We start from the raw sequence: 26,910 nt of genomic DNA on the forward strand, positions 1-26,910 counted from the left end.
CCCTTCTTTCGATCTGTCCGTCCGGGCGAAGGCGGCCGGCGCCACCCTGCCCACCTCGATGGCCTGATTAGAAGCCTGCCCGACCCCTCCCGGGGTCGTGGCCCGTCACAGTGATGCCTCGAAGTGATCTCCTCCCGGACCGGCGCCGACCGCCGCGCGGCCGTGCCCGTGTTCACCGAAGGAAGGACCGATCCGCAATGACTACCGTCGCGCACTCCCGTCCGTTCGTCGTCGGCGTGGATACCCACGCGAAGACACACACCTATGCGGTCATCGAGACCGGGACTGGGCAGTTGTTGGGCTGCCAGCAGTTCCCGACCACGCCGCCGGGCATCGCCCGCGCGATCAGCTGGGCCGGCCGCGTGACCGGCGGCCAGGCCGAAACCTTGTGGTCGATCGAGGGCGTCGCCACCTACGGGGCGAGAGTGGCCCGCGCCGCCGCCGAGAGCGGATACGAGGTCGTCGAAGCACCTCGCATCAGCGCAAGAACCCGCCGCGGCATCGGCAAGTCCGACCCCTTGGACGCCCACGCGATTGCAGCAGCCGTGCTGCCGCTGGAAGAGAAGCAACTGCGTCGCCCCCGCGCCGACGACGGGACACGCCAAGCGCTGCGCGTGCTCGTGGCCGCGCGCGACCAGATGGCCGCGGAGAAGACGGTGAACGTGAACGCGCTCACCGCGCTACTGCGCACCAACGATCTCGGCATCGACGCCCGCAAACCCCTCACCGCGGCCCAGATCGGGCAGGCATCACGCTGGCAGAAGCGCACCGAGCCCATCGCCCTCGCCACCGCGCGAGCCGAAGCCGTCCGACTTGCCCGCCGCATCGTCGACCTGCAGGACGCGCTGACCGAGAACCACGCCCGCATGACCGAGCTCATCGCTGCGAGTCCCGCCGCGCCCCTGCTGCAGGAGACGGGCGTCGGCGCCTACACCGCCGCCGTTGTCATCACGGCGTGGTCCCACCCCGGCAGAGTGCGAAATGACGCCGCGTTCGCGTCGCTCGCCGGCATGCCCGCTCCCCGCATCCAGCGGCAACACGACCCGGCACCGGCTGAACCGGGGCGGGGATCGGCGCCTGAACAAGGCGCTCCACTTCATCGCGATCACGCGAATGAGTCGCGACCCCGCCACCAAGGCCTACCTCGAGAAGCGGCTCGCCGAAGGATGCACCCGACGCGAGATCCGACGCTGCATCAAGCGCTACCTCGCCCGACACCTCTACCGAACCCTCAACGCCCTCTACGACCAAGCCCCAGAGCCCGCCTCGAGCTTCACCCTCGCTCCGACAATCGGCTAGCCAAGCGGGGCGGGGACGATAGTGCCCGAGTGAGCGGTTGATAAGCGGAGCTCGAAGCGCAGCGGAGAGTGGAGTCTGCAAATAGCGAACGACAGGAACGGAGTCGTCCCCGCCCCGCTACACTCTCGCCGTCGGAGGGGGGTGCCCCCACATCGCCGTCAAGCGGGGAGCGAGATCCGCGGTCCGTCTCAGGTGCCCGCCGTGATATCTGGTTGACCGAGCGCGTGGCCCGATTCGACGCTGTGTCGATGCTCTTGCAGTCTCCGCTCGAGGCGCTTGAGGGCTCGACCGTATCGTGTGCGGCCGCTGGATTCGTTCAGCGATAGGAGCCGGTCGGCCGCGGCGATACTGAAGCCGTCCCAGTGGACGAGTGTGATGAGTTCACGTGACGTGGCGTCGAGCGACGCCACTCCGGCTCTGACTTCGGCGGCTCGCATGCTGACTTCGGCAGCATGCGCCGCAGAGTCCCCTTGCGACGCGGAGCTTCGAAGGTGATCGCGGAGCTCGTCAGCGAGCGCGAGGTGCTTGGCGGCTTGCCTGTGGTGTTCGCGGAGGATGTTGCGAGCGATGCCAAAACACCACATTCTGGCGTCGGTGTCGCTCGTGGGGATCTTCGCGCCGTTCTCCCAGAGGGCCAGCAGCACCCGTCCGAGGAGGTCGGCGGCGTCATCGGGCTGCTGACGCGCCGCCTGAGGTAGCGGAGGAGGTCGTCCGCATTGTCGTCAACGACGACCTCGATCCAGTCCTGGAGCTCCGTTGACATGGGACGCGGGCGCATCAGCGCAGCTTTCCGGTGCAGTCCGAGGTCCCGCCACCCGACCAGCCGGCCTGCGGCGACTTGGGGATCTCCTCCCAGATGATGGAATTCAGCGCGTTGTTGAACGAGAAGCTGTCGCGGAGTTCCTGGTTGTCCACTTCCCAGTCATCGTTGGGGCCTGGGACGAATGGATTGGCGATTGCTTCGTCGTAGATGCGCTGACCGATTCCGGTCCAGTCGTGGTTCTTCACGAAGTCGGCGAGTTGTTCGTCAGCCGCGGTTCGGTTCGCGGGGTCACCAAAGTAGATCCCGTATCGACAATTCACGTCTATGCCGTTGTCCGTCGTGTAGACGATGGAGATCTGGGCGTCGAGGTCGACCCAAGTGCCGTTGATTCCGAGGCTCAGGGGGATGGCTACTGCTGCGCCGGTAAGGGCGACGACGCCGACAAGACCGAGGGGAATCATGATGCGTCGTCGCTTCCACCAGGGCGCCCCTGCGGCGGGCGTCGATAGGGACGTGTCCCGCGCCCCGTCGGCCATGCGGCGCACGACGTCCTGAAGCCCTGGGTCTTCTTCGCGAGGGAAGGGATTAGCGGCTGCGAGCTCCGACTCCAGCTGTTCATTCATCGTTGGGCCTCCCTCGTGATCGTCCCTCACATGAGACATGACAGAAGTGCGCCGAACCGTCTCACCCGGATTTCTGGTCGCTCAATCTCTGGGGCCGGAGCACGACGGCAACATTGCCCCGCCAAAGCCCCGCAGAGTGCGCGCGCGAGGAGTCTTGACAGACATAGAAGCCGCGAAAGCCCGGCACAGAACGGGTGGAGGGAGCTACGATGACCGGCCAGGAAAGGCCCCCACTCCCCACTCCCCACTCCCCACTCCCAGACAAGCTTGACGGCGCGACGGCTCCGGCGCCCGGTTGCTGGTCGCGGCGTTCATGGCGTCGGGACCGCGACCCATTCGGAAGCGCCGAGCGGGACCGCGGCCGCGTACGCGATGACGTCCAGGACCGCGGCGAGGGCGGTGCTTCGGGCAGCGCGGGCCAGGCGGCCGGACAACAGCTGGGCGGCGAGGACGGGCAGCAGCAGCACGCTCGTGACAGACGCGATCGTCACAACCGCGATGAGCGGCACCAGGTGGATTGGGATACTCATGGATCGTCCCTTTCTTCGTGACCCGGCAGGTGACCGGCGTGGTCAGAGTCCTTCGGATGCGTCGTCGCTGAGGGTGGCGAGGGCACGGATGAATGCCTGCCGGTCGGCGGTGGGGGTGGTGATCAGCGTCGCGATGTTGTTCCGCAGCACGGCGAGCTCCGTGATGGGGAGAGCGGCGAGTGGGGCGAGGCACCAGTCGAGGTCTTCGGCGAGCTGGTAGCCGGGTTCGTCGAGGTGCTTGTCCGCGTGGTAGGTGAACGCGCAGATCGCGACCCGGTACAGGGCGGCACCCGTGTTCGCGCGGTCGAGCCGGGTGGGGTGTGGGGTGGTGGTCATCGGTTCATTCCCATCGTGGTGTTCGGGTTGAGCATCGGGTGCGGGGCGGCGGGATCAAGGTGGTGCCGTCGCCGGTGTGGGTCTTTGTGGCGGAGCCGCTGGTTGACTTCTCTGCCGATCGCGTCCAGGCGGGCTTCCTCCAGGGCGGTGCGCTCTGCGAGCCGCGAGGCGCGCTGCTGGCCGGCGAGGTGGCGGCGTGCCTCGGAGACTCGGCGCCGGTCGGCGTAGCTGAAGTCGGTGGCGAGGGCGTGCTCGATGCGTGCCCGCTTGCTATCGCGTTCGAACGCGGCCACCAACTCCACCGGTGTCGGCAGCAGACCCTCGACGGTCGCAGCCGTGGCGAGCCGGATCGCGGCGATCTCCTCCCGCGAGCGTGGCCGACCGAAGAAGTCGTCGGCGGCGGCGTCGTTCGCGCGGCGCTCCGCCGACGAGGTGGTGCGGATCCGGCGCGGCGGCAGACCCGCCTCCAGCCGTCGCTTCTCCCGTTCCTTCCAGGCCCGGTTGCGTGCCAAGATCTCTTCCTTGTGCGCCGCGTAGTACGCGCGCTTCTGGGCCTTCAGTTGCTCGGCGTGGGTGGCGTAGTAGGCGCGGTTGGCGGCACGGTGCACCTCCGGGTCCTCCTGTCGGCGGGCGCGGAGCTTCGCGTTGTACTCGTCCTTGTGCGCGTCCCACCACCGCCGCCGGCTGGCTGCGCGTGCCGCGCGATACGCGACCGGGTCCTCGGCGAGCTTGCGGGCACGCCATTGCCGTGTGTACTCGTGATGCTCCTGCTTGTGCGCCTCGTAGTACTTCTTCGACGCCGCCCGCTTCGCCCGCCGCCGGCGACGCTCCTGCGTCTGACGGGCGTTGTAGCCGCGCATGTACTCGCGCTTCTTCGCGAGCACCTCCTCGCGGTGCTCCGCGTTGTACGCGGCACGATACGCGCGCACATGCTCGGCGTTGCGTTCCCGCCACGCGCGCTGCACCTCCCCGACACGCTCCGGATGCCGTTCCCGATACTCCCGCCGCTGCTCTCGGTCCTCCTCACGGTCACGGTCACGACGACGTGCGCGATAGGCGCGCTGCCTCTCCCGCCGCCGTTCCGCGACGAGCTCCTGGTACGTGCCCCACGGGTCGTCGTCACCGTCCCAATCCGCCGCGTCCTCGGGGGCGTCGGGCTGCTCGTCGTCGCGGCTCATCGGTCGCTCCTCGGGACGGCGCCGAGCACGGCGGAAGCCGACCTCCCCGGCTCCGGAACGGAGCCATCGCCGGAGTGCGCGGCAACCGGGCTGCCGGAGCCGGGGATACCGGTGTTCCGGGAGTGCGGCAGTTCCGGCCCATCGGAGTGCGGAAGCCCGAGACTCCCGTTGACTGTCACTTCCGGTGTTCCGGAGTTGCGGAGTGCGGAAGTCCCGAAGTGACGAAGTTCGGAGGTGACGGAGTCGCGCAGTTCGTCCTCGGTGGAGCCCCGCAGCTCGTCGGCGTGCGCGAGCAGCAGGTCGATGCCGACGCGGATGAGGGTGTTCTCGGTGATCCGCTCCGCCTTCGCCAGCCGGCGGCGCATCAGCGTCTTCGCCAACGCGGTGAGCGCGGCATCCTGATCCGACCGCACCCGCGCGTCCTTGCGGGTCAGCCGTGCGAACTTTGCCAGCCCACGGTCCTCGACGGGTGTTTCCGCCTCGACGCGGGCGCGAGCATCGTCCAGCTTGCCGGCGAGGTCGACCCTGCCCATCATCACCACCGCCCACTCAGCGCCGGCGCGAACTGCTGCGTCATCTCCAACCCGACACGGGTGACGTCCGAGATGGTGCCGGCGGTGCGGCGGTTGTCGCGCAACGTCGTCACGAGATCGCCCAGCACCGGCGCTTCGGCCTGCGTCTTGTACTGACGCAGGTATGTATCGAACCGCGGCACACCCCACGTCGCGTCGAGGAGCTCCCGCCAGGTGTTCAGCTGCGACGGGATGCGCGCGTCGATCCGGTTCAGCAGCACCGCGTGCCGCAACTGTCGGGGCTCGACCAGCCGGTGAATCGTCCGCAGCGTCGGCTCCACCGCGAGCGGCTCGGGCGTGAGCGGCACGACCACGAAGTCGGCCGCGTTCAGCGCCGTCTCCAGCACCGGGGTGTCTTCGAGGTTGCCGGGGGTGTCGACGAGCACGAAGTCGTACTCGACCTGCAACTCACGAAGCCGGGTGAGGACGTTGAGGTGCTGGTTGCCGGCGAAGTCGAACGGGAGCCGATCCCGCACGTTCTCCGCCCACCACACCGTCGACTGCTGCCGATCCACATCCACCACCAACACCCGGCGCCGGCGCGACAACGCCGCACCCAGCTGCATGGTGACGGTGGTCTTGCCCACGCCGCCCTTCTGATTCGCAATCGCGATGACCCTCATGTCAGTCCTCCGAACTGCCGAAGTTGCGGATCTGAAAATCTTATTGACATCAGTACACGCCTAAGTCATATAGTTAGTCAAGAGCAGTCTGCGGAATGCAGGAGCGGTAAGGCAAACTAAGGGGGTGAAGGTCGACGTGAAGACACTCGACGGCAAGACGATGACGTCCCAGGACGCCACGCAGTCAGTCGGGACCGCCCTGCGCATCGCGCCCGGTTTCGTCGCCACCGCGGCAGACGAGACGACAGGCGTCGAGACCACCATCGAGGCCCACTACAGCCCCGACCGCGGTAGATACGTCATCACGACGATCCTCAACCGGGCAATCGCCGAGGACTTCAACGAGGACCGCCTCAAGCACGCGGCGCCGCAAGCGATCCTGCAAGTCGCGATCCCCCACTGCATCTCACTGCAACTGGATGACAACCCCGACGCCAAGTGGACAACGGTCGCAGACCTGACCACCACCGAGGGCCGGATCATCCCACCATGGATGGCGCAGGCCGTCGTCAAGCGCGGCATGAAGGACGAGCGGTGGGAAGTGATCGAGATCCTCTACGGCACCGCAGCACTCGCAGACCTCCCGCCCGTCAAGCTCATCGCGCTCGAGCTCGAAGTCCCCGAACGCACCGCATCGGACTGGATCCAGAAAGCCCGCGCCGCGGGCTGGCTGGTCGGCATGACGTCTAACGTCGGCCGACCCGCAAATGGCTGAAGCGCTGCCCACCACGCTGGTGGCCGTCGATCACGTGACGGCGGCGGCGATCGTCGGTCTGAGTCCGTCACGCCTCCGTCACCATGTGCGGCTGGGTGACGTGACTCCGCACTTCACGGGGACGAAGCCGCTCTACCTCATCTCCGAACTCGAGCGATTCGTTGAGGGGTTGCCAACCCACCCGGAGCACCTCCCGACGACGTGACGTCCCCTGGGACGCCGTGGCGCGCACCCGTGCCGCCGCTCGTTCGGATCAGCACCCGCTGTCCTTGGAAGTGCCGAGGGGCACATGGCCGCACCCGCGCCTAGGATGTCTAAAAGAATGAATGATGTCTAAAGGAGTTGGCGTGGCCATGAACCCCTTCAAGCCGTCTTTCGGCAGCACGCCCCCGGTGCTGGTCGGCCGCGACCGGGAATTGGATGACTTCGCGCTGGGACTGGAGGAAGGCCCTGGCTCCCCCAACCGCGCGACGATCTTCACCGGTGCCCGTGGCGTCGGGAAGACGATCATGCTCTCCGAAGTGTCCGAGCGCGCGTCGGGCAACGGATGGATCGCCGCCGATGTCACTGCCGGTCCAGGGATGCTGGACGAACTGGCCGACCTGCTCACCGCGCGAGCACAGGAGTTGCTCCCCAAGCGCGGTCGTCAGGTCACCTCGCTCTCCGCAGGCGGTTTCGGCCTCGTTCTCGCACCAAGTGACCGGGAGGCGATCGGTTGGCGGCAGTACATGACCTCGCTGATCACTGCGCTGAACGACCGCGGTACTGGCGTCTTGATCACCGTCGACGAAGTTCACGCGCGTGTCGTCGAGCTGCGCCGGCTGGCGGCGACCTATCAGCACTTCGTGCGCGAGGGCCTCGACGTCGCGATCGCAATGGCGGGTCTGCCTTCCGCCGTCTCCGCACTGCTCAATGACGATGTCCTCACCTTCCTGCGACGAGCGAACCGCGTGACCCTTGAGGACGTTGCCCTCGACGCTGTCGGCGCCGCGCTGCGGGAGACCATCACTGCCAACGGTCGAACCATCGCGCCGGGAGACCTCGAACGCGCGTCGGCCGCCACGCTCGGCTACCCCTTCCTGATCCAACTCGTCGGATTCCACATCTGGCGGCAACACCCCGAATCCACCGCGATCTCAGCCGAAGACGTCGACACGGGAATCCAGGCAGCGCGCCGACGCCTGGGAACCACCGTCCACGAGGCCAGCCTCGCCGACCTCTCCACGGTCGACCGCACATTCCTGATCGCCATGGCGCAAGACACAGGCGCCAGCAAGTTGAGTGCGATCGCCGCGCGCATGTCCGTCGACCGCAACTATGCGAGCCAGTATCGTGCCCGCCTGATCGACGCCGGAATCATCGAACCCGCCGGACACGGACACGTCATCTTCACCGTTCCGTACCTGCGCGAGTATCTACGGGATCACGCTGCATCGATGGGGCTCAAACTCGATCGACCCGTCGACGGACTCGTTTAGACATCATTCATCTCTTTAGACGTCACCGGCCCGGTCGCCGCGCGTCCGCTCAAGCTCAGTGGGTATGCTGACAAGTGGTGCGGGAAGTTGCCGCGCCACCGCTATGTGTACACTGATGTGTACACCGGGACTTGAACGGGATCTTCGATCCCAGGGTTTTCAAGGCCTCGGGGCTGTAGTTCAATGGCAGAACTTCTGCTTCCCAAGCAGACAGCGCGGGTTCGATTCCCGTCAGCCCCTCCCTATGCCAGCGATCGCCGCCCACGAGTACTCGCCCTGGGACTTCTGGCGCGAAGCGTCTGTCGATGAACGCGATGCGCAGCTCGCGATCCAGCACACGCTCGTGGACGGCCGCGCCGATCACTCGCTCGGCGAGCAGTGCTTCATCTCGGAGCTCGCATCGATCGACAACGACTCGCTGCGTCTGGGTGACCGCACGTACGTCGCAGCCGGCGCGTACCTCACAGGTCACCTGCTCGCCGGTGCCGACTGCAGCATCAATCCGTACACGGTGATCCGCGGACGCGTGACGATGGGCGACGGCGTGCGCATCGGCGCGCACACGTCGATCCTCGGCTTCAACCACTCGATGGAATCCGGCACGCCGGTCTTCCGCCAGCCGCTCACCTCCAAGGGCATCGAGATCGGCGACGACGTGTGGATCGGCTCGCACGTCGTCATCCTCGACGGCGTCCGGGTCGGGTCCCACGCGGTGCTCGCCGCCAGCGCCGTCGTCACCAAGGACGTGCCCGCCGGCGCCGTCGTCGGCGGCAACCCCGCCCGGTTCATCCGCTGGCGCGTCGAGCCGGACGACACCGGGGTCGCGCCGGACGCGGCTGCCGACGCGGCGGCACGCGGCACGGACGAGGGTGTCGGTGCGGCTGCGAGTGTCCAGGTGGATGCGGAGAACGCGGCCGAAGAGCGCTCCCCCGTCAGCCAGACCGGCGCGGCCTTCGCAGCCGCCGCGGCCATGCGAGCGATCGTGTCCCAGGCCGCGGCCAGTGAGGACGATGCCGTGAGCGTCGACGGACCCCCGACCCCCTCCACCCAGACGTCCGCCTCGGTCCCCGACTCAACCTCCGCCCCGGCCGGAGCGGCAGCGTCTGCTCCGGATCCGGCCTCGACTGGAGCGGAGGCGTCCGCCTGGGTCCCGGCCGGCGCACCGACGTCGAGCGCGGACGACGCCGCAGGCCTCGCCGAGCGGGTCGCCGAGTTGGCCGCACGCGCGCGGGAGGAGGCATCCGCTCTCCTCCAGCGCTCCTGGGACGACGACCTCGAGCTCTTCGCCGACCGCCCGGGAGCAGCGCCGACCGTGCGCGCGCAGGGCGATGCGATCGAGATCGCCGACCTGCTACTCGGCAGTGCCCCGCCACAGACTTCCGCGGAGGCGCAGATCCGACGGCTGCAGGACTGGCAGGATGCCGCGACCGGTGCGGTCGCACCCCTCGCTTCCGATGGTCGCCAGGAGGCGGGCCTCGGGTTCTCGCACGGCGATGTCGCGTACCACGTGCTGAGCGTGGGATACGCGCTCGATCTGCTGGGGTCGGCGTTTCCGGCTCCTCTCACCTGGGTGACGGCGGCCACTCCGGAACGGGTGATCGCGTTCTGCGAGAGTCTGCCGTGGGCCTCCGACGCGTGGAACGCCGGCCACCATATCGATGGCTTCGGCACCGCACTTCTGTGGACACGGCGTGCGGGGCATCCGATTCCGGCGGGTGTGGAGGAGGCGCTCTTCGGCTGGCTCGCCATGAACGCCGATCCCCACACCGGCATGTGGGGTTCGCCGAGCGCCGACGGCGGCCTGCTGCCCGTCGTGAACGGCTTCTACCGGGCGTCGCGCGGCACCTTCGCGCAGTTCGGGATGCCGCTCCCCTACCCCGAGCGCGTCATCGACACCGTGTTGCGCCATGCACGCGACCCGCGATGGTTCGCCGTTGGCGCGCGCAACGCGTGCAACGTGCTCGATGTCGCGCACCCGCTGTGGCTCACGCGCGCGACGGGCTATCGCGGCGACGAGGTGCGCGACCTCGCCGCGCGCCTGCTGTCGGACGCCGTGTCGACCTGGGTGCCGGGCGCCGGGTTCTCGTTCCGCGAGCCTGCTCCCGCGACCCGTGGCCTCGCCGAGACCGAGCCCGGCCTGCAGGGCACCGAGATGTGGCTGGCCATCCTCTGGTACCTCGCGGATCTCGCGGGCGTCTCGGGTGCCCTGGGCTACCGCCCGCGCGGGGTACACCGCCCCGAGCCGGCCGCGACGCTCCGGTAGACCGCGTCAGGGTCCCATTCCGCTCCGAGCCGGCAGACTCGCTCGGCAAACGGCGTGAGGGCCGCCGCACCCCTGCCGTATACACCTGCTGGCAGGAGCACCGATGAGCTGTCCGGGATGGTCGCGCGCCCGCGTCATGACGGACTCCGCCGTCACGGCGCGGATAACCGCTCGATCGGCGCGAGCACCACCAGCCACGACGAGTAATGCTCGGTGACGGTGCCGCCCAGATCGTTCGCGGCCTCGACCGCGTGCTCCACCTCGCCGGCGGACCAGTCGCTGAACGTACGGAAGAGACGCCCGATCGCAGCCGCGTCGAATTCGAGAGTCCATCGGTAGGTGGAGGCATCCATCTCGACGAAGAGGCCCGACGCCGTCAGAGCCTCGATCGTCGCATCGATGTCCTCGGCAGGCGGACCCGGTCGCGGCGGCGCGCGACGGGCGGCGATTATCTCAGCGATACGCGCCCGAAAAGGCGTGGTGGGGGCGTCGGCGTCTCCGAATACGTTGCGCCACACAGCGAGGCGGCCCGTCGGCGTCAATATCGTATATATCTTCGGTAGCAGGACGTCGAGATCCATCCAATGGATCGACGTCGCCGCCACGACGAGGTCGACGGCCGATGCGGCGAGCTCGACGTCTTCCGCGCGGCAGACCCGCACATCCGCCGCGGGATGGGCCGCGCGCAGGAGGGCCGCGAGGCGCGGGCCGGGTTCGACGGCGGTGACCCGCAGCCCCGCCTCCAGAAGCGGACCGGTCGCCTGACCGGTTCCGGCGCCGAGATCGAGCGCGGTGGCGCCCGGCCGCAGGAGCCCGAGAGTTCGCAGTCGCTCCCAGAGTCCGGCCGGGTACGGCGGCCGAGCCGCGGCGTAGTCGTCGGCGCTCGCCTCGAAGTGCATCGGGTCCACCACAGGCACGAGCGTATGCACAGTCGGCGGTCGCGTCGAGACTCCGCCCCTCTTCGATGTCGGAGGTTGTTCGTATATTTGTTCCATGAGTTCTTCGGTGTCGTCGCCTCCGGCGATGCGGCTGACGGATGCCGTCGCCCGCGTCGCACAGCGACTCGGCGCGGGCGGAACCGGGGTCGAGAGGCTGGAAGACGAAGAACTGCTGGAGCTGCTCACCGACACGACCGAGGCTCGCAAGGCCCTGGAGCTCGTCGTCGCGAGCGCCTCGGCGGAGGTGTCCCGCCGATCAACACGCGACCGCGGATACGGCGGACTCGCGCAGCGCAAGGGGCTGCGCACCGGGACGGCGCTGGTTCAGCAGATCACCGGCCTCGGTCGCGGCGACGTCACCCGCGCGGTGCAGGCCGGGCAAGAGCTCGCGCCCACCATTCCTTCTTCGTTCGAACCCACCACACCCGGGACGGATGCCTCGCGTCGGGAAGTCGCTGAACAGCCGCCGACGCCGGCGGCGCCCGAGTGGCTGAGACTCGTTCGCGATGCCCTGGCGGCGGGCGCGCTCTCGCAGGCGCAGTTCCACGCGATCCGCTCCGGTCTCGGCGAGCCGCCCGTCGATCGCTATCCCGAGCTGGACGCCGACTTCCTGCCCCAGGCGTGGTCCCGGGCGGTGCGTCTGCTGCTCGACGAGGCGACGACGCTGCCGGTCGAAGACCTCCGCATCCAGGCACGCATCGCCCGCGACCGACTCGATCCCGTCGGAGTGACGCTGCGGTTCGAGGAGCGGTTCGCCGCCCGATCCTTCCGTCGGTGGATCGATGAGAGCGGCCAGCGCCACGCCCACATCCTCTTCGACGACGACGCGGGTGCATGGGTCGATTCGCTCCTCCAAGCCGCACTGCGACCACGGCGTGGGCCACGCTTCGTCGGCTCGGATGCCGTCGAGAAGACGCGCGAGGCCGAAGCCGACGATCGGACGAACGAGCAGCTGCAGTACGACACGATCATCGCGGTGCTCCGCACCGGTGCCGACGCCGACCCTCAACAGGCATTCGGCGACCGGCAGCCAGGTGTGCGTATCCTCGTCGAGTCGGCGGCGATCACGGCCATCGACGAGCGCGGAGACGCGCGGGTGACCGGCGTCGGTCATCTGGAGGACGGTGGGCACGCCGTGCCCGGCGGGGTCGTCGAGGCGCGTCTCTGCGATGCCGGCGCGATCCCGGTGATCTGGGACCCCGACGGTCGGCCGCTCGATGTCGGCCGCGAGCTGCGGCTGTTCAGCCGCAAGCAGCGGATCGCGATCGCTGCCCGCGACGGCGGGTGCGTCTGGCCGTCGTGCAGCGCGCCGATCTCTCAATGCGAGTATCACCACATCGACCATTGGTGGGATCACCACGGCCGCACCGATGTCGACGACGGCGTTCCCCTGTGCCGCAACTGCCACCTGCGCCTGCACAACCAGCGATGGCGCATCACGCGCCATCGGGATCCCGCCAGTTCGGCCGACACGTACTGGCTGCATCCGCCTCCCGACCCGCTGACTGGCGAGATCGGTGATCCGGTCCGGCTGCAGTCGAAGTCGCCGCGACGCTTCGGCGCCGCATGAGGGTCTGGGACGGGCACGGGCACAGGCGTGAGGTGCCGGCGCTGCCGCTCCCGCCTGCGCCGGAAGCGGGCGTGAGGCGCTGGGTGCGGCGGAGCCACACCCGGCACGAGAGCGGGCGCGAGGTGGTGGCGCTGCACGCGCCGACCCCACCCCGGGCAGCACCGGGTGTGGTGGCGTCGTGGGCATCCGGCGAGGCAAACGGTGCGGGGTGATGTCGGCGCACGCTGCCCGCGAATCGGGGTGCGAAGCTTGTGGCATGGCTGTCACCGTCGTTCCCTACTCGAGGGAGTGGCCGGAGCAGTTCGCGCGTGTGGCTGCGGACCTCAGGCGAGCGCTGGCGGATGTTCCGATCCTCTCGATCGAGCATGTCGGCTCGACATCGGTGCCGGGACTGGCCGCCAAGCCCGTCATCGACATCGATGTCGTCGTGCGACGTGCGGATCTCCCGGCGGCGATCACGGCGCTCGTCGCCGCGGGCTACACGCATCGGGGCGACCTCGGCGTCGCCGACCGGGAGTCGATGGCCGCACCCGACGACGATCCGCGGCGGAACGTCTACGTCTGCATCGACGGTACGCTGCACCTGCGCAACCACCTCGCGGTACGCAGGATCCTCCGCGCCCGACCAGATCTCCGCGATCGCTATGGCGCCATCAAGACAGAACTCGCCCGCGACCCGGCGATGGACATCGGACGATACCTCGCCCTCAAGTCGCCCGTGCTCCAAGAGGTGCTGGCCCTGTCCGACCTCACCGACGCCGAGAAGTGGGCGATCCTCGCAATCAACACGGGCAGCTGAGCTACCCGGCTGACCGAGCCGACGTCGCGGCCCACCGCTCCGCTCCGCGCGACCGGGGACTGCCGTTACTGTGAACCGGTGACCTTCGACCCCCGCGACACCGCCGCATTCGCCGCCTTCGTCCGCGCGCAGGGCCGCGCAGTCGTGGCCACCGTCGCGCCCTCCGGCGCGCCGGAAGCGGCACTGGTCGGGATGGCGGCACTCGACGACGGAACGCTGATCTTCGATGCCTCCGACGACTCCCGCAAGATGCACAACCTGCGCGAGAACGGCCGTGTTGCTGTCGTCACCGGCACGGATGGCGACGTGACCGTGCAGGTCGAGGGTGTCGCCACCATCGCCTCGGACACGTCGCGCGAATTCCACGGTGCCGCATACAACGAGCAGTTCCCAGGCTCACGCGCCCTCGACCAGGGCTTCGCCGTCGTCGTCGTGCGGCCGGACTGGGTCCGGGTCTACGACGCCTCGGCACGGCCGGCAGTCGTCACCGAAGCGCGATGGTGACGCCCCCGTCTTCGCTCCCGACGACGGCCGGGTGAAGGTGCTCGGATGACAGGGCGACGACCGCCTGGCGGGCGCCGGAATCCAGGCATCCGTCCAGATCCGCCCCGGCGAGTGACGCCGCCAGGAAGCCGGCGAAGAACGCGTCGCCCGCGCCGTTCGTATCGACGACCGTGACCGGCTGCGCAGCCACGGTGGCGCGCTCCCCCGATGCGGCGAGCGCTACCGCACCGCGCGCACCCCGCGTGCAGACGGCGAGTCGCGGCCCCCAGTCGAGGCAGCTCCGCATCAGCGCCCAGGGGTCGTCCGTCGCATCGTCGTTCATGAACACGACGTCGGCCGCGCGCAGGAACGGCTCGTGGAACTCCGCTGACCCGTCGTAATCGTGCAGGTCAGTCCAGATGGGGGCGCCTGCGGCGCCGGCGAGCCGCCTCTCGACGATGGCAACCCCCGCTGCGCTCAGGTCGACGACAGCGACATCGGCGGCGGCCACAGCGGCTCCGATGCGCTCGAGGGCGTCGACGGATGCCGCACTCGGCGTCGCGAGGTAGAGGCTGACCCGCTCGCCCGCCGGTGTCATCAGGTTCGCGTGCCGTTCCGTGTGCTCGGACCCATACGCCTCGACGCGCACTCCCGCTGTCTCCAGTGCCTCCGACACTCGACCGCCCTCCTCGTCGGCGCCCAGAAATGCGTGCAGCGTCACGTCGACGCCGAGGTCCGCGAGATGCAGGGCCTTGCCCGCCGAGGTGCCGCCCACCGTCTGCAGGTCACCCCGCGCGAACTGCATGTGCGGCACCGGATCCGGCAGCCGATCGAGGAGGATCACGTGGTTCCAGGAGGCGGGACCGCACACGGCGACCCGGGCGTCAGCGGCGAGAGGCATCCGCCCAGTCAACCAGCCCACGCGCACTCCCCCACGGTGCGGGCACCCGGCCGACGGTGTCGCCGCCTGTCCTTAGACGCGATGCGGGGTCAGCTGCTCCCGCGCGGCGGCCAGGCGCTCGACGGGAAAGCCGGCCTCTGGGCTACTCCTCCCGCGGCCCGAGCTCCGGCTCGGCGACGAAGCGGGCGACGCCGTCGGCGACGCGATCCAGCTCGATCACGACCACGGAGTTCTCCCCCGCCTGCAGCGCGGCAGCCGGCACGTACAGCGTCCGCTGCGGGCCGCTGCTCCAGTACCGGCCGAGGAGGAAGCCGTTCACGAGCGCGTAGCCCTTGCCCCACCCCGCGGTATCGAGGAACAGGTCGGCGGGAGCCTCGAGCGAGAACGAACCGCGCAGCAGGAAGGGAGCCACCGTCGATCCGGCCGCGTCCACGGGCGAGCTGGCTGCATCCGCCACCGCCGCGCCCAGCGCTGCGACGTCGATGGGAGTCGCGGTCCAGCCGGTCACCGGCACACCACCGATGCTCACTGGTCCGATGAGCCCCTTGGACTCACCCAGACGCGCGTCGTAGTTGACGCGCCCCTGCTCTTCGACGAGCACTCGTACTCGGCGTCCACCAGGAACGACGAGGGCGTCCTCGTGGCGCGTACGAGAAAGCGTGCCCACGGCTACGCCGTCGACAGACACCCAGGCGTGGTCGCGCACCTCGCCGAAGCGCAGGACGCCACCGTGACCCTCAGGCAGCTCCGCCTCATAGGACACGAGGGCGCTGAGGTGCCCGAGCTCCTCGAAGGTCGGCGGAGTCTCGTGACGCGACCCGGCCGTCTCAGCAGGCGCCGCAGGCCCGGCCGTCTCAGCAGGCGCCGCAGGCCCGGCCGTCTCAGCGGGCGCCGCAGGCCCGGCCACCTCGACCGGCACCGCGACAGCCGTGAGCGCCACGTCGAACACGGGAGCGGGACCACTGACCTCCGGCACCTCGTCGGGCACCGGAGCGTACCTGGCGATGACGTCGCGGAAGGCGAAGTACTTGTCGGTCGGGTCGCCCCGCTCGTCGAGCGGCGCGTCGTAGTCGTACGAGGTCACGATGGGCAGGTACCTGCCCTTGTCGTTCGCACCGTTGGTGAGGCCGAAGTTCGTGCCGCCGTGGAACATGTAGAAGTTCACGGATGCCCCGGCCGCGAGGAGGGTGTCCAGCTCGGCGGCCGTCGCCGTAGCAGGCGTCGTGTGGTGGGCATTGCCCCACCAGTCGAACCAGCCGTCCCAGAACTCCGCGCACATGAGGGGTCCGGTGGGCTGGTGCCGCCGCAGGGTGGCGAGACGCTCCTCGGCGCGCGAGCCGAACGAGCCGGTGAGGTGTACGCCCGCGACGCTGCCGTCGCTCAGCATCTGGTCGGTCGGCTGGTCGATCGTCGTCAGCGGCACCGTGATGCCGGCATCCTTCGTCACGCGCACGAGATGCTCGAGGTACGCGGTGTCGTCGCCGTACGCGCCGTACTCGTTCTCGATCTGGACGAGCACGACCGGCCCGCCGCGGTCGATCTGGCGCGGGGCGACGATGTCGTACACCCGCTGCAGGTAGGCGGTCACCTCGGCGAGGTAGAGCGGCTCGGACCGGCGGAGTCCCACGCCCTCGAGGCCGGTCAGCCACACCGGCAGACCACCATTATGCCATTCGGCGCATATGTAAGGCCCGGGTCGCACGATCGCGTGCATCCCCTCCGCCGCGACGAGGTCGAGGAAGGCGCCGAGGTCGTTCCACCCCGTCGCTTCCCACTCGCCGCGCACGGGCTCGTGGGCGTTCCAGGCGACATATGTCTCGATGGTATTGAGACCCATGAGACGCGCCTTGCGGATGCGGTCGGCCCACTGGCCGGGGTGCACGCGGAAGTAGTGCAGGGCTCCCGCGAGCACCCGGAACGGCTCCCCGTCGAGGAGGAAGTCGGTCTCGCCGATCGCGAACGAGCGCGCGGCAGCCGCCGTCATCGGGCGGCCGTGCGGGTGCGGAGCACCTCGGCGAGGCGCTCGAGCTGTGATGCGTCTTCGAGGGCGGAGCCGACCGCCGCAACCCGGACGCCGGCGTCGAGGAACTCCTCGACGTTCGACGCGTCCAGTCCACCGGTCGCGACGAACCGCACGTGCGGGAACGGGCCGCGGATGTGCTTGAACCAGCCGCTGCCGAGCCACGTCGCCGGGAACGCCTTGAGCCAGGTGAGCCCGAGCGAGACCGCGAGCTGGACCTCGCTGGGGGTCGCGACTCCGGGAAGGATCGGGATGCCGGCATCCTGCGCCGCCCGCACCACGAGCGGGTCGAGCCCGGGCGAGACCAGGTACGCCGCGCCGGCGTCAGCTGCCAGCGCCACCTGGGCGGGGGTGATGATGGTGCCCGCGCCGACGCTCTTGCCGCGGGCGGCGGCCAGGGTGACGACCTCGCGCAGCGCGCGCTCGTCCTCGTCGGTCTGCAGCGGCACCTCGACGGCGTCGATGCCGAGGTCCCATGCCGTCTGCGACAGGCGCACAGAGCGCTCGACGCCCATGCCGCGCAGGATCGCCATGAGCGGCGCCCCGGCGAACGCCGTCTCGAACCATTCGGCGTGCGCCGCGGCATCCGTGCTGCTCGTCGATGAAGAGGGCTGGGAAGTCATGCGTGGGTCCTTCGTGTGTCGCGTTCAGTCATCTTCGCGGGTTTGGGGCGCTTCGCGCGCGTTCGGGGCGTACGGCGCGCGCCCCGAACGCTCGTGGTGCGCCCCAAACCCGTCATGGCGTCGTGCTGCCGGGAAGCGGGGCGGGCACGGCGGGCACGGCGGGCACGGCGGGCACGGCGGGCACGGCGGGCACGGCGGGCACGGCGGGCACGGCGGGCTCGGCGGGCTCGGCGGGCTCGGCGGGCTCGGCGGGCTCGTCGATCGAGTCGGTGGTGGTCTGCAGGGTGCGCGCGGCGCGCGCGTGCCCGGCACGCAGCCGGTCGGGCACCGCGTCACCCGAGAGGTGGCCGGCGAGGTAGCCGCCGGCGAACGCGTCGCCGGCGCCGACCGGCTCGACGACCTCGACGACCAGAGCCGGCTCGAACACCTCGTCGGCGCCGACGAACGCGGTGGCGCCGACGTCGCCGTCCTTGACGATGAGCTCGGCGACCTCCGGCAGCAGCGCGCGCACGTCGGCGGCGGTGGCCGTGCCCCACAGCGTCTCGGCCTCGTCGCGGCCGACGAGCACGATGTCGGCGCGGCGGGCCAGCTCGAGCAGCACCGGGGCGGCGGTGGCGGCATCCCACAGCGGCGCGCGGTGGTTGACGTCGAACGACACTTGCACGCCGTTCTCGCGTGCGCGTGCGATGACACGGGCGAGGAAGGACGACGCGGATGCCGAGATCGCGGCCGTGATGCCCGACACGTGCAGCAGGTCGACGCCGTCGAACGCGACCGCATCGGCGTCGGCGTCGCTCAGGTGGGCGGCGGCGGAGCCCCGGCGGTAGTAGAGGACGCCGTTGCCGGGATCCTTCACGTACAGCCCGGTCGGATGGGCGCCGTCGAAAACCACCCGCGAGACGTCGACACCGCGGGCGGTGAGCTGCCGCGCGATGCGGTGGCCGAGCGCGTCGTCGCCCAGGCGGCTGAACCACACGGCGCGGTGGCCGAGCGCGGCCACGTGGGCGGCGACGTTGGACTCCGCGCCGCCCGCGTCGAGCAGGAACGCGTCAGCTTCCGTCACGGGCGTCGCGACGACCGGCGTGACCATCGCCATCGTCTCGCCGATCGCGAGCAGGGTCATGGGCACCGCCCCAGCGTAGTCAGGCCGAGGCATCCGTCAGCGCAGGTCGGTGACGGGCGCGGCGTCCATGTCGTCGAAGGCCTGGTTCTCGCCCGCCATCGCCCAGATGAACGTGTACGACGACGTGCCGACCCCCGAGTGCAGCGACCAGGACGGCGAGATGACGGCCTGACGGTCGGCGACGACGAGGTGACGCGTCTCTTCGCGCTCGCCCATCAGGTGGATGACGCGGGCGTCCTCCGGCAGGTCGAAGTACAGGTAGCACTCGGTGCGACGGTCGTGCGTGTGGGCGGGCATGGTGTTCCACATGGAGCCCGGGTGCAGCTCGGTCACGCCCATGACGATCTGGCAGCTCTTGACGCCGTTCTCGTGGATGTACTGGTTGAGCGTGCGGCGGTTCGACGTGAGCTGGTCGCCGAGCTCGCGCACAGTGCCCTCGCCGGGCGAGACGAGCGCGGCCGGGTAGGCGGTGTGCGCGGGGGCCGAGAAGAGGTAGAACTGCGCGCCCTGCTCGCCATCCGCGTCAGCGAACGACACGGAGCGGATGCCGCGGCCGAGGTACAGGCAGGCGCCCTTGACGAGCGTGTAGACCTCGCCGTCGGCGGTGACCGTGCCGGTGCCGCCGACGTTGATGATGCCGACCTCGCGGTGCTCGAGGAAGTAGTCGCTGCGGATCTCGGGGTAGCCGCCGAGCTCGAGCACGCCGCCGGCGGGCACGGCGCCGCCCAGCACGATGCGGTCGTGGTGCGTGTACGTGAGGCGGACCTCGCCCGGCACGAAGACGTCGGGGATGAGGTACGTGTCGCGCAGGTCCTGCGTGGTCATGCCCGGGATCTGGGCGGGGTTGGTCGCGTAGCGCTGCGGGATGTGCGTCTGGGTCACGGTTCTCTCCTGGTGTGCGTGAAGTCGTGTGGCGGGGGAGTGGTCAGCGGACGAGCCAGCCGCCGTCGACGGGGATGACGGTGCCGGTCAGGTACGCGGCGGCGTCCGAGGCGAGGAACACGAACACGCCCTGCAGATCGGATGCCTCGCCCCAGCGTCCGGCCGGGATGCGCGAGAGGATCGATGCGGCGCGGTCCTCGTCGGCACGCAGCGGCGCGGTGTTGTCGGTCGCCATGTAACCGGGGGCCACGGCGTTGACCGTGACGCCGGCGGCGGCCCACTCGTTCGCAAGAGCCTTCGTGAGACCCGCGACGGCGTGCTTGGACGCGGTGTATGCCGGAACGAGAATGCCGCCCTGGAACGACAGCATCGACGCGACGTTGATGATGCGGCCGCTCCCCTGAGCCAGCATGTGGCGCCCCGCCGCCTGCGACAGGTGGAACACGGCGTCGAGGTTGACCGCGAGCACGTCGTCCCAGTCGCCGAGCGGGTACTCGGCGGCGGGGGCCCGGCGGATGGTGCCGGCATTGTTGACCAGGATGTCGAGTCCGCCCAGTTCGGCGATCACCTCGTCGACCGCCGAGGCGAGCTCGTCGGGCGTCGCCGAGACGAGGTCCCGCTGGATGCGGTGGACGCGGCGGCCGGTCGCGGCGACGAGCTCCGCGGTGGCAGCGGCGTCGCCGCGGTCGAGCAGGGCGATATCGGCGCCGGCTTCGGCGAGGGCGACTGCTGCGCCCTGACCGAGGCCGCGGCTCGAGCCGGTGACCAGAGCGACCTTGCCGTCGAGGCGGAACGAATCGAGGATCATGAGTTGTCTCCTGTGTGGGCACCGGTCGTTGAGAGAGCTTGCGAGTCGAAACGCAGAGACGACACGCCTGAGCCCTGCGCGGATGTCGAGCGCGTTTCGTCTCGCTTCGCTCGCTCAACGACCGCGGCATCGACGGTGAATCGGGTGGTGAGCTCGCCGATGCCGGAGATGCGAACCGTGACCGCGTCGCCGTCGGCGAGCGGGTGGTGCGCGTCCTGGGCGGCGGGCAGCTTCTGCGGGGTCCCGGTCGAGACGATATCGCCCGGTTCCAGCGTCAGCACCTGGCTGAGGTGATGGATGACGTACGCCACACTGAAGATCGTCGTCGACGTGGACTGCGACACGGTGACGACGCCGTCGCGGACGACCTCGACCAGGAGGTCCTGCGGGTCGGGCACCTCGTCGGGTGTCACGACCCACGGGCCGAGCGGTGCGAAGCCGTCCGAGCACTTGCCGAGCGCCCACTGGCTCTGCCGCCGCTGCCACGCGCGGTCCGACACGTCGTTGAGGATCGTGTACCCGCCGACGTGGTCGAGCGCATCCTCGAGCGACACGCGCTGCGCGCGCCGGCCGATGACGACCGCCACCTCGCCCTCGTAGTCGACGTCCGTCGCCCCCGGCGGGATCACGACGGCTTCGTTGGGGCCGGCCAGCGTGTTCGGGGTCTTCACGAACACGTCGGGGTAGTCGGGGTCGTTCGCGGTCGGATCGACGCCGTCCGGCACGTGGCCCCGGTAGTTGTAGCCGAGGCACAGGATCTTGCCCGGCGTCACCGGGGCGACGAGCGCCGCAGGATCGAACGCCGGCAGGTGCGACGGGTCGGCGGCCGCCCTCTCGCCCGCAGTGGCCAGGGCTGCGGCATCCGACAGCAGGTCCTCGACCGAGCCGGCGAGATCGCCGAGGTCGAGCACCCGGTCGCCCTCGGCACCGGCGACCACTGCCGCCGGTCGCGCCCCGCCGTCGGGGCCGATGTACGTGACGAGCCTCACCAGTACTTCCTCCATGTGGGGCGCGCCACGCGCATCAGCGCCTCGAGGTAGAAGTAGTCGCCCCAGAGGGTGCCCTCGTCGACGCCGTTGCGCTTCGGCAGGTCGTACACCGAGTGCAGGATGAGCGCGTCGGAGTCCTCGGGCGTCGCGGGCGTGTAGTTCGCGATGAGCGACGCGAGCATCGCATGCGCGCGCGCAGTCCACTCGGCCGCGCGGGCGGCATCCGTCTCGACCTTGGCGAGCTCGAGCAGACCGCACACCGCGATCGCGGCGGCGGAGCTGTCGCGCGGGGCGTCGCTGCCGTCGGTGTACACGAGGTCCCAGAACGGCACCTCGTCGGCGGGAAGGTGCCGCAGGAAGTACTCGGTGCAGCGACGGGACGCGTCGAGCAGGCGCTCGTCGCCGGTCACCGCGTAGTTCATCGCGAAGCCGTAGATGCCCCACGCCTGGCCGCGGGCCCAGCACGACTCGTCGAACGCGCCCTGCTCGGTCGCGCCGCGCAGCGGCTCGCCGGTGGTGGCATCCCAGTAGAACGTGTGGAACGTCGAGTCGTCCTCGCGCAGGATGTGCTCGCGCAGCTGGGCGGTGTGCCGCGCGACGGCGTCGGCGAACCGCTCCTCGCCGGTCTGCTCGTGCGCCCATGTCAGCAGCGGCATATTCATGAGGCTGTCGATGATGGTGCGGCCGCGCTGCGCTGGGTCGGAGAGGTCGCCCCACGCCTGGATGATGCCCGCGGGCTCGAGGAAGCGGCGCATCAGGTGGTCGGCGGCCAGCAGGGACGCCTGCCGGGCGTCCTCGTCGTCGACCAGGCGCCACGCGGCGACGGTCGACAGCGTGTAGAGGAAGCCGAGGTCGTGCGTGTCGAGGTCCTCCTCGGCGCGCACGCGCCGCTCGAAGTCGGCCGTGTCGACCAGTGCGGCGTCGCGGTAGGCCGCCTCGCCGGTGAACTCCCACGCGAGCCACAGCATGCCGGTGCGGAAGCTGGTGGTCCACCCGCGGTTGCCGCCGAGCGGGATGCCGCCCTCGGCGGGGCGCACCTCGTAGCGGTCGTCCACCGTGGTGTCGTCGGGGTACGCGCCCCCGAAGGTCGCGATGTTGCGGCGGATCGTCGACAGCGCGGCGGTGATCGCGTCGTCGGCCGCGATGCGCTGATCGGCGGGCGTGGCTCTGGTGCCCGGAGCGGGCGAGGTGGACGTCATGGGGAGGGAATCCTTCTGAAGTGCGAGTGGAGGACGGATGCCGCGGGCCTCAGGCCTGCGCGGTCGCCTTCTCGTCGATATCGAGTACGGGGCGGAGCGTGTAGCGCGAGTTGGTCCACGCGAAGAAGAGGGCCGCGGATGCCGTGAGCCCGAGTCCCAGCGCCGGCGCGGTGGCGAACACGGCGACCTGGGCGGCCAGGGCGGCGAGCGAGACCGCCGTGAGGTACCAGCGCCGCAGGCTCAGGTACAGGCTCGCGCGCACCACGTCGCGCAGACGCGCGGCCGGCACCTCGGCGATCGCCACCAGGGCCACGAGCCCCGCCGCGATCGCGACGAGCGCCAGCACGCCGAGGAGCGGCACCGTGATCACGGCGGCGGCCGTGTTCGACAGCATCCGCACGTCCACGAGGAGCACGACGATGACCGCTGTGACGGCCGCGCCGATCAGCAGCGCACGGCGCCACGTTTCGCGGAGGCCCGCGAAGAATGCGCGGATCGGGCCGAGGCCCGCACCCGTGCGTGCACTGTCGTGCTCGCGGAACGCGCGGAACGCGGCCGCGATGCCGGGCGCCGCGAGGGGCGCGGCCACGGCGAGCAGCGGCCACGAGTAGGCCGGGTCGGTGGTGACCAGCAGCACCACCATCGGCAGGCACGCGACGACCAGCAGGAGGTTCACGATCAGGGCGAGGTAGATCATCCCGATGAGGGACGCCCACGTCTCGTGCGAGACGAGGCCGTTGAGCCGGCTGAGGAGGCTGGGCTTGTTCACGGTGTCAGCCCTTCAGCCCGCTCGTCGCGATGCCCTCGACGAAGTACTTCTGGCCGAGCAGGAAGATGATCGCGATCGGGATGACCGAGATCGTGAGGCCCGCGAACAGCAGCGCGTAGTTCGTGTCGTACAGGTTCGAGACGAAGCCCTTGAGTCCCAGCTGGATGGTCCAGAGGTTCGGGTCGCGCAGATAGATGAGCGGTCCGAGGTAGTCGTTCCAGGTGTTGACGAACGTCAGCAGCGTCAGCGAGGCGAGCGCCGGGATCGACAGCGGCAGCATGATCTTGCGCCAGATCGCGTACTCGCTGAGGCCGTCCAGTCGCGCCGCCTCGGAGAGCTCCTCGGGGATCGTCTCGTAGAACTGCTTCATCAGGAACACGCCGAACGCACCGAAGGCCTGCAGCAGGATGATCGCCCAGAGGGTGTTCGACACCTTGAGGTTCGACAGCAGGATGAACTGCGGGATCATGTACGACTGCCACGGCACGGCGATCGTGCCGACGTACAGCAGGAACAGCACGTCGCGACCGCGGAAGCGCATGCGCGCGAAGCCGTAGGCGGCGAACGAGCCGGTGAGCACCTGCAGGAACGTCACCACGACGGCGAGGAACAGCGTGTTGCGGATCCAGACGAGCATGTTCGACTCGGACCAGATGTCGACGTAGTTCTGCCACACCCACGTCTCGGGGAGCCACTGCACCGGCACCGAGAACACCTCGTTGGACGACTTGAACGAGCTCAGCACCATCCACACGAACGGCGTCAGCAGCCCGATCGCGAAGATGACGAGGCCGATGTACATCGCGATCCGCGCCACCCGGCGACCCGGGGTCAGCTTCTCGGTGGCGACGGGCGGTTCCGGGGTCTCCTCGGCGAGCTTGCGCAGGCCGCGACGCGCGCTGGAGGGCGCGGTGTAGTCGGCGACCAGGAGGTCGGCATCCTTGATCTGCTCGGCCATCAGCTGCTCCGCTTCTTGTTCCAGAGGAACTGCACGATCGTGACGATGATGCACATGAAGAACAGCGCCACCGAGGCGGCCGACGCGTAGCCGAACTGGCTCTCTTCGAAGCCCTTGCGGTAGATGAACTGCGACATCACGAGGGTGGACTGACCGGGTCCGCCGTCGGTCATGACGAGGATCAGGTCGAAGATCTTGAACGAGTTGATCGTCAGCATCACGGTGACGAAGAACATGGTGGGACGCAGGCACGGAAGCGTCACGTTGACGAACCGCTGCCACACGTTGGCGCCGTCGACGCGCGCCGCTTCGTGCAGCTCGCGCGGCACGGTCTGCAGCCCCGCGAGGAACAGGATCATGTAGTAGCCCATGTCACGCCAGGTGCCGACGATGACGACGGCGGGCATCGCCCACTCGGGCGAGGTGAGCCAGCCGGGAGGGTTCTGGATGCCGATGAACCGGAGGAACTCGTTGATCGGGCCGTACTCGGGGCTGAAGAGCAGGTTCCACACCACGGCGATCGCGACGATCGAGGTGATGTACGGGAAGAACGCGGCGGTGCGGAAGAACGCGACGCCGCGGAGCTTGTTGTTGAGCAGGAGCGCGAGGCCCAGCGAGACGAGGATCGTCAGCGGGATGTGCAGCGCCGAGTAGTAGAGGGTGTTGACGACGGAGATGCGGAAGCTGCCGTCGCCGATGAGGCGCTGGTAGTTGTCGAGGCCGACCCAGTTCGCGGTGCCGAAGACGTTCCAGTTCGTGAACGACATGTAGAACAGCACGACGATGGGGACCAGCGTCAGCAGGCCGAAGCCGACGAAGTTGGGAAGGATGAAGCTCCACCCGATGAGGGTGTTGCGCAGCCGCAGCCTCGAGCGCCGGCGGCGCACGGGCGGCGGCGCGATGCCGGCCTCTGTGGCGGTGATGGTCGCCATGGCGGACCTCCAGGTGCGATGAGAAAGCGGGGTGCGGTGGCCGGCCCGCCCGCGGGGGAGCGGGCCGGTCACCGGTGATCCGTTGCCGGCGCCTCGGGCGCCGCGGATCGGGGGCCTTCCGGCAGGCTCGGGGACGAGTCCGCGAGCCTGCCGGGGGCGTGCTGGAACGGGTGGGACGAGCCGCGGCTCAGTCGGTGCCGACCTCGTTGGCGACGCGGTCCTGCGCCTCCGTGATGGCGTCCGACACGGACGTCGAACCCGACATGATCGCCGTGTGCATGTCGCTGAGGATGCCCTGGATCGCGGCCGCCTTGTTGGACGTCGGGTTCTCGGGGTACACCTCGTGCGTCGAGTAGGCGAACTTCGACAGGTCGTCGGTGGGAGCACCCTCGACCGAGAAGTAGGTCTCGACGACCGCGTCGGTCAGCAGGGCCGGCGTGATGCCGATCTGCGCGAGGATCTGGGCGCCCTCTTCACCCGCCGCGAACGCGAGGAACTTCTTCGCGGCCGCGACCTTGGTCTCGTCGATGCCGGCGTTGATGCCGAAGCCGGTCGGGTCGCCGAAGGTCACCGGGGTGTTGTCGAGACCGGCGGTGTCCGAGTCGACCTGCGGGATGGGCGCGATGCCCCACTCGAAGTCGTCCGCGTCGCCCGAGGCCTGCTGGGCGATGAGGGTCGCGACGAACCACGTGCCCATGGGCATCATGGCCGCGTTCTGCTTGCCGAACTCGCCCTGGTAGGTGAGCTGGTTCGCCTTGGCGGTGTTGAAGTCGACCTGGTCGCCGCCGTCCTGGAGCGCGAGCACGTTGTCGTAGAACGGCTCCATGTACTCGTACTCGCCCTGGAGGATGTCGCCGTCGGACTGCGCGTTCGCGAAGCCCTGGACGGTCGACTGCCAGTTGTGCAAGTACGTGCCCTTGGCGGTGCCGCCGGCGGCGGCGAGGCCCTCGGTCAGCGCGGCCGCGGCGTCGCTGTAGTCGTCCCACGTCCACGAGCCGTCGGGGTACTCGACGCCGGCCTGGTCGAACAGCGCCTTGTTGTAGTACAGGACCCACGAGTCGTTGCGGTAGGGCACCGCGTAGGCGGTGCCGTCGACCTCGTACGACTGCGCGCCGCTGATGTCGTCGGGCAGTTCGACGTCCGACACGTCGAGGAGCTGGCCGCCCTCGACGAACGTCGGGACGAACTTGACCTCCTTCTGCGTGATGATGTCGGGGCCTGTGCCGGCGGCGAGGTCGGCGGTCAGGAGGGTGTTGTACTCGGCCGCGTCGTAGCCCTTGAGCTCGACCGTGACGTCGGGGTTCTCCTCGTGGAACGCGTCGGCGAGCGCCTGGAACTCCGGCGTCGTGTCGAGGCTCCAACCCGAGAGCGAGAGCGTGACCGGACCCGACTCCTCGGGCGCGGCTTCCTCGCCACCGCCGCTGCATCCGGCGAGAGCGAGCGTGGCGACCACGGCGATGCCGGCCGCGGCAGCGTATGAGCGCTTCATACTGGGGGTACTCCTTTGTGATTGCGGACCCGTCCTCGGGCCCATCG

General features: G+C 69.6%; 27 protein-coding genes, 1 tRNA gene and 1 pseudogene. 9 read left to right on the plus strand and 20 right to left on the minus strand.

Annotated elements, in window-relative coordinates:
* The first annotated feature begins 197 nt into the window (after window positions 1-197).
* Window positions 198-1,299, plus strand: a pseudogene (locus MRBLMI12_RS08765) (IS110 family transposase).
* A gap of 188 nt (window positions 1,300-1,487) precedes the next feature.
* Here the strand turns inward: MRBLMI12_RS08765 and MRBLMI12_RS08770 are convergent.
* The 7 genes from MRBLMI12_RS08770 to MRBLMI12_RS08800 form a co-directional block, all read right to left on the minus strand.
* The gene (locus MRBLMI12_RS08770) at window positions 1,488-1,943 is read right to left on the minus strand and encodes an RNA polymerase sigma factor (protein WP_363355807.1); all 456 of its coding nucleotides are present in this window, start codon (window positions 1,941-1,943) and stop codon (window positions 1,488-1,490) included.
* A gap of 133 nt (window positions 1,944-2,076) precedes the next feature.
* Window positions 2,077-2,685, minus strand: a complete 609-nt coding sequence (locus tag MRBLMI12_RS08775) for a hypothetical protein (RefSeq protein WP_363355809.1) — start codon at window positions 2,683-2,685, stop codon at window positions 2,077-2,079.
* Between the two features lie 311 nt (window positions 2,686-2,996).
* A complete protein-coding gene (locus MRBLMI12_RS08780) occupies window positions 2,997-3,215 on the minus strand; it encodes a hypothetical protein (protein ID WP_363355810.1) in 219 nt (72 codons plus the stop codon).
* A 42-nt stretch (window positions 3,216-3,257) separates the two neighbouring features.
* Window positions 3,258-3,551, minus strand: a complete 294-nt coding sequence (locus MRBLMI12_RS08785) for a hypothetical protein (RefSeq protein ID WP_363355812.1) — start codon at window positions 3,549-3,551, stop codon at window positions 3,258-3,260.
* Window positions 3,548-4,729 (minus strand): hypothetical protein, encoded by a 1,182-nt coding sequence (locus tag MRBLMI12_RS08790; protein WP_363355814.1) that lies wholly within the window; start codon window positions 4,727-4,729, stop codon window positions 3,548-3,550. Before MRBLMI12_RS08790 ends, MRBLMI12_RS08785 begins: the two co-directional genes overlap by 4 nt.
* A complete protein-coding gene (locus MRBLMI12_RS08795) occupies window positions 4,726-5,265 on the minus strand; it encodes a hypothetical protein (RefSeq protein ID WP_363355816.1) in 540 nt (179 codons plus the stop codon). Before MRBLMI12_RS08795 ends, MRBLMI12_RS08790 begins: the two co-directional genes overlap by 4 nt.
* Complete coding sequence (locus MRBLMI12_RS08800; protein ID WP_363355818.1) at window positions 5,265-5,924, minus strand: ParA family protein; 660 nt, start codon at window positions 5,922-5,924, stop codon at window positions 5,265-5,267. Before MRBLMI12_RS08800 ends, MRBLMI12_RS08795 begins: the two co-directional genes overlap by 1 nt.
* Window positions 5,925-6,048: 124 nt before the next feature.
* Here MRBLMI12_RS08800 and MRBLMI12_RS08805 point away from each other — a divergent pair, with 124 nt between their 5' ends.
* From MRBLMI12_RS08805 to MRBLMI12_RS08825, 5 genes are all read left to right on the plus strand, one after another.
* Window positions 6,049-6,639 (plus strand): hypothetical protein, encoded by a 591-nt coding sequence (locus tag MRBLMI12_RS08805; protein ID WP_363355820.1) that lies wholly within the window; start codon window positions 6,049-6,051, stop codon window positions 6,637-6,639.
* Complete coding sequence (locus tag MRBLMI12_RS08810) at window positions 6,632-6,844, plus strand: hypothetical protein (protein ID WP_363355822.1); 213 nt, start codon at window positions 6,632-6,634, stop codon at window positions 6,842-6,844. Before MRBLMI12_RS08805 ends, MRBLMI12_RS08810 begins: the two co-directional genes overlap by 8 nt.
* Before the next feature lie 142 nt (window positions 6,845-6,986).
* On the plus strand, window positions 6,987-8,117 hold the full coding sequence (locus MRBLMI12_RS08815) for an ATP-binding protein (protein WP_363355824.1): 1,131 nt from the start codon (window positions 6,987-6,989) through the stop codon (window positions 8,115-8,117).
* 169 nt (window positions 8,118-8,286) lie between these two features.
* Window positions 8,287-8,357: transfer RNA gene (locus MRBLMI12_RS08820), tRNA-Gly, on the plus strand.
* 4 nt (window positions 8,358-8,361) lie between these two features.
* Window positions 8,362-10,380, plus strand: a complete 2,019-nt coding sequence (locus MRBLMI12_RS08825) for an acyltransferase (protein WP_363355826.1) — start codon at window positions 8,362-8,364, stop codon at window positions 10,378-10,380.
* Between the two features lie 152 nt (window positions 10,381-10,532).
* Here the strand turns inward: MRBLMI12_RS08825 and MRBLMI12_RS08830 are convergent, their stop codons facing one another.
* On the minus strand, window positions 10,533-11,291 hold the full coding sequence (locus MRBLMI12_RS08830) for a class I SAM-dependent methyltransferase (protein WP_363355828.1): 759 nt from the start codon (window positions 11,289-11,291) through the stop codon (window positions 10,533-10,535).
* Between the two features lie 82 nt (window positions 11,292-11,373).
* Between MRBLMI12_RS08830 and MRBLMI12_RS08835 the strand changes: the two genes are divergently transcribed.
* From MRBLMI12_RS08835 to MRBLMI12_RS08845, 3 genes are all read left to right on the plus strand, one after another.
* Window positions 11,374-12,888 (plus strand): HNH endonuclease signature motif containing protein, encoded by a 1,515-nt coding sequence (locus MRBLMI12_RS08835; protein ID WP_363355830.1) that lies wholly within the window; start codon window positions 11,374-11,376, stop codon window positions 12,886-12,888.
* 256 nt (window positions 12,889-13,144) lie between these two features.
* Entirely contained in the window at window positions 13,145-13,687 is a 543-nt protein-coding gene (locus MRBLMI12_RS08840; RefSeq protein ID WP_363355832.1) for a GrpB family protein, read from the plus strand.
* 78 nt (window positions 13,688-13,765) lie between these two features.
* Complete coding sequence (locus MRBLMI12_RS08845) at window positions 13,766-14,191, plus strand: pyridoxamine 5'-phosphate oxidase family protein (RefSeq protein WP_363355834.1); 426 nt, start codon at window positions 13,766-13,768, stop codon at window positions 14,189-14,191.
* Here the strand turns inward: MRBLMI12_RS08845 and MRBLMI12_RS08850 are convergent.
* The 12 genes from MRBLMI12_RS08850 to MRBLMI12_RS08905 all read right to left on the minus strand — a co-directional run bounded on the left by MRBLMI12_RS08850 (window position 14,172) and on the right by MRBLMI12_RS08905 (window position 26,863).
* Complete coding sequence (locus MRBLMI12_RS08850) at window positions 14,172-15,071, minus strand: carbohydrate kinase family protein (protein ID WP_363355836.1); 900 nt, start codon at window positions 15,069-15,071, stop codon at window positions 14,172-14,174. The two genes, MRBLMI12_RS08845 and MRBLMI12_RS08850, sit on opposite strands and share 20 nt — an antisense overlap.
* A gap of 142 nt (window positions 15,072-15,213) precedes the next feature.
* The gene (locus tag MRBLMI12_RS08855) at window positions 15,214-17,055 is read right to left on the minus strand and encodes a glycoside hydrolase family 35 protein (RefSeq protein ID WP_363355838.1); all 1,842 of its coding nucleotides are present in this window, start codon (window positions 17,053-17,055) and stop codon (window positions 15,214-15,216) included.
* Window positions 17,052-17,714: a bifunctional 4-hydroxy-2-oxoglutarate aldolase/2-dehydro-3-deoxy-phosphogluconate aldolase gene (locus tag MRBLMI12_RS08860; protein ID WP_363355840.1), complete on the minus strand. Its 663-nt coding sequence runs from the start codon at window positions 17,712-17,714 to the stop codon at window positions 17,052-17,054. The genes MRBLMI12_RS08855 and MRBLMI12_RS08860 overlap by 4 nt, the downstream gene beginning before the upstream one ends.
* 112 nt (window positions 17,715-17,826) lie before the next feature.
* Window positions 17,827-18,837: a sugar kinase gene (locus tag MRBLMI12_RS08865; RefSeq protein ID WP_363357033.1), complete on the minus strand. Its 1,011-nt coding sequence runs from the start codon at window positions 18,835-18,837 to the stop codon at window positions 17,827-17,829.
* 36 nt (window positions 18,838-18,873) lie between these two features.
* Complete coding sequence (kduI, locus tag MRBLMI12_RS08870; protein ID WP_363355843.1) at window positions 18,874-19,719, minus strand: 5-dehydro-4-deoxy-D-glucuronate isomerase; 846 nt, start codon at window positions 19,717-19,719, stop codon at window positions 18,874-18,876.
* Window positions 19,720-19,762: 43 nt separating this feature from the next.
* Window positions 19,763-20,527: a 2-dehydro-3-deoxy-D-gluconate 5-dehydrogenase KduD gene (gene kduD / locus MRBLMI12_RS08875; protein ID WP_363355845.1), complete on the minus strand. Its 765-nt coding sequence runs from the start codon at window positions 20,525-20,527 to the stop codon at window positions 19,763-19,765.
* The gene (locus tag MRBLMI12_RS08880) at window positions 20,524-21,516 is read right to left on the minus strand and encodes a fumarylacetoacetate hydrolase family protein (protein ID WP_363355847.1); all 993 of its coding nucleotides are present in this window, start codon (window positions 21,514-21,516) and stop codon (window positions 20,524-20,526) included. Before MRBLMI12_RS08880 ends, kduD begins: the two co-directional genes overlap by 4 nt.
* Entirely contained in the window at window positions 21,513-22,715 is a 1,203-nt protein-coding gene (locus MRBLMI12_RS08885; RefSeq protein ID WP_363355850.1) for a glycoside hydrolase family 88 protein, read from the minus strand. The genes MRBLMI12_RS08880 and MRBLMI12_RS08885 overlap by 4 nt, the downstream gene beginning before the upstream one ends.
* A gap of 49 nt (window positions 22,716-22,764) precedes the next feature.
* A complete protein-coding gene (locus tag MRBLMI12_RS08890) occupies window positions 22,765-23,484 on the minus strand; it encodes a ferredoxin-NADPH reductase (protein ID WP_363355852.1) in 720 nt (239 codons plus the stop codon).
* 4 nt (window positions 23,485-23,488) lie between these two features.
* Window positions 23,489-24,442 (minus strand): carbohydrate ABC transporter permease, encoded by a 954-nt coding sequence (locus tag MRBLMI12_RS08895; RefSeq protein ID WP_363355854.1) that lies wholly within the window; start codon window positions 24,440-24,442, stop codon window positions 23,489-23,491.
* Window positions 24,442-25,374 carry a carbohydrate ABC transporter permease gene (locus tag MRBLMI12_RS08900; protein WP_363355856.1) on the minus strand — a complete coding sequence of 311 codons (933 nt, stop codon included), beginning with the start codon at window positions 25,372-25,374 and terminating at the stop codon, window positions 24,442-24,444. The genes MRBLMI12_RS08895 and MRBLMI12_RS08900 overlap by 1 nt, the downstream gene beginning before the upstream one ends.
* Window positions 25,375-25,561: 187 nt before the next feature.
* Window positions 25,562-26,863 (minus strand): ABC transporter substrate-binding protein, encoded by a 1,302-nt coding sequence (locus tag MRBLMI12_RS08905; protein ID WP_363355858.1) that lies wholly within the window; start codon window positions 26,861-26,863, stop codon window positions 25,562-25,564.
* Window positions 26,864-26,910 lie beyond the last annotated feature (47 nt).

The organism is Microbacterium sp. LMI12-1-1.1, assembly GCF_040676455.1.
Lineage (GTDB): Bacteria > Actinomycetota > Actinomycetes > Actinomycetales > Microbacteriaceae > Microbacterium.

Coding starts and splice junctions, on each gene's coding strand:
- MRBLMI12_RS08775 (WP_363355809.1), bottom strand. CDS start 2,685: ATGAATGAACAGCTGGAGTCGGAGCTCGCAGCCGCTAATCCCTTCCCT.
- MRBLMI12_RS08780 (WP_363355810.1), bottom strand. CDS start 3,215: ATGAGTATCCCAATCCACCTGGTGCCGCTCATCGCGGTTGTGACGATC.
- MRBLMI12_RS08840 (WP_363355832.1), top strand. CDS start 13,145: ATGGCTGTCACCGTCGTTCCCTACTCGAGGGAGTGGCCGGAGCAGTTC.
- MRBLMI12_RS08800 (WP_363355818.1), bottom strand. CDS start 5,924: ATGAGGGTCATCGCGATTGCGAATCAGAAGGGCGGCGTGGGCAAGACC.
- MRBLMI12_RS08825 (WP_363355826.1), top strand. CDS start 8,362: ATGCCAGCGATCGCCGCCCACGAGTACTCGCCCTGGGACTTCTGGCGC.
- MRBLMI12_RS08895 (WP_363355854.1), bottom strand. CDS start 24,442: ATGGCCGAGCAGATCAAGGATGCCGACCTCCTGGTCGCCGACTACACC.
- MRBLMI12_RS08795 (WP_363355816.1), bottom strand. CDS start 5,265: ATGATGGGCAGGGTCGACCTCGCCGGCAAGCTGGACGATGCTCGCGCC.
- MRBLMI12_RS08885 (WP_363355850.1), bottom strand. CDS start 22,715: ATGACGTCCACCTCGCCCGCTCCGGGCACCAGAGCCACGCCCGCCGAT.
- MRBLMI12_RS08855 (WP_363355838.1), bottom strand. CDS start 17,055: ATGACGGCGGCTGCCGCGCGCTCGTTCGCGATCGGCGAGACCGACTTC.
- MRBLMI12_RS08905 (WP_363355858.1), bottom strand. CDS start 26,863: ATGAAGCGCTCATACGCTGCCGCGGCCGGCATCGCCGTGGTCGCCACG.
- kduD (WP_363355845.1), bottom strand. CDS start 20,527: ATGATCCTCGATTCGTTCCGCCTCGACGGCAAGGTCGCTCTGGTCACC.
- MRBLMI12_RS08790 (WP_363355814.1), bottom strand. CDS start 4,729: ATGAGCCGCGACGACGAGCAGCCCGACGCCCCCGAGGACGCGGCGGAT.
- MRBLMI12_RS08865 (WP_363357033.1), bottom strand. CDS start 18,837: ATGACCCTGCTCGCGATCGGCGAGACGATGGCGATGGTCACGCCGGTC.
- MRBLMI12_RS08900 (WP_363355856.1), bottom strand. CDS start 25,374: ATGGCGACCATCACCGCCACAGAGGCCGGCATCGCGCCGCCGCCCGTG.
- MRBLMI12_RS08860 (WP_363355840.1), bottom strand. CDS start 17,714: ATGACTTCCCAGCCCTCTTCATCGACGAGCAGCACGGATGCCGCGGCG.
- MRBLMI12_RS08785 (WP_363355812.1), bottom strand. CDS start 3,551: ATGACCACCACCCCACACCCCACCCGGCTCGACCGCGCGAACACGGGT.
- MRBLMI12_RS08835 (WP_363355830.1), top strand. CDS start 11,374: ATGAGTTCTTCGGTGTCGTCGCCTCCGGCGATGCGGCTGACGGATGCC.
- MRBLMI12_RS08850 (WP_363355836.1), bottom strand. CDS start 15,071: ATGCCTCTCGCCGCTGACGCCCGGGTCGCCGTGTGCGGTCCCGCCTCC.
- MRBLMI12_RS08810 (WP_363355822.1), top strand. CDS start 6,632: ATGGCTGAAGCGCTGCCCACCACGCTGGTGGCCGTCGATCACGTGACG.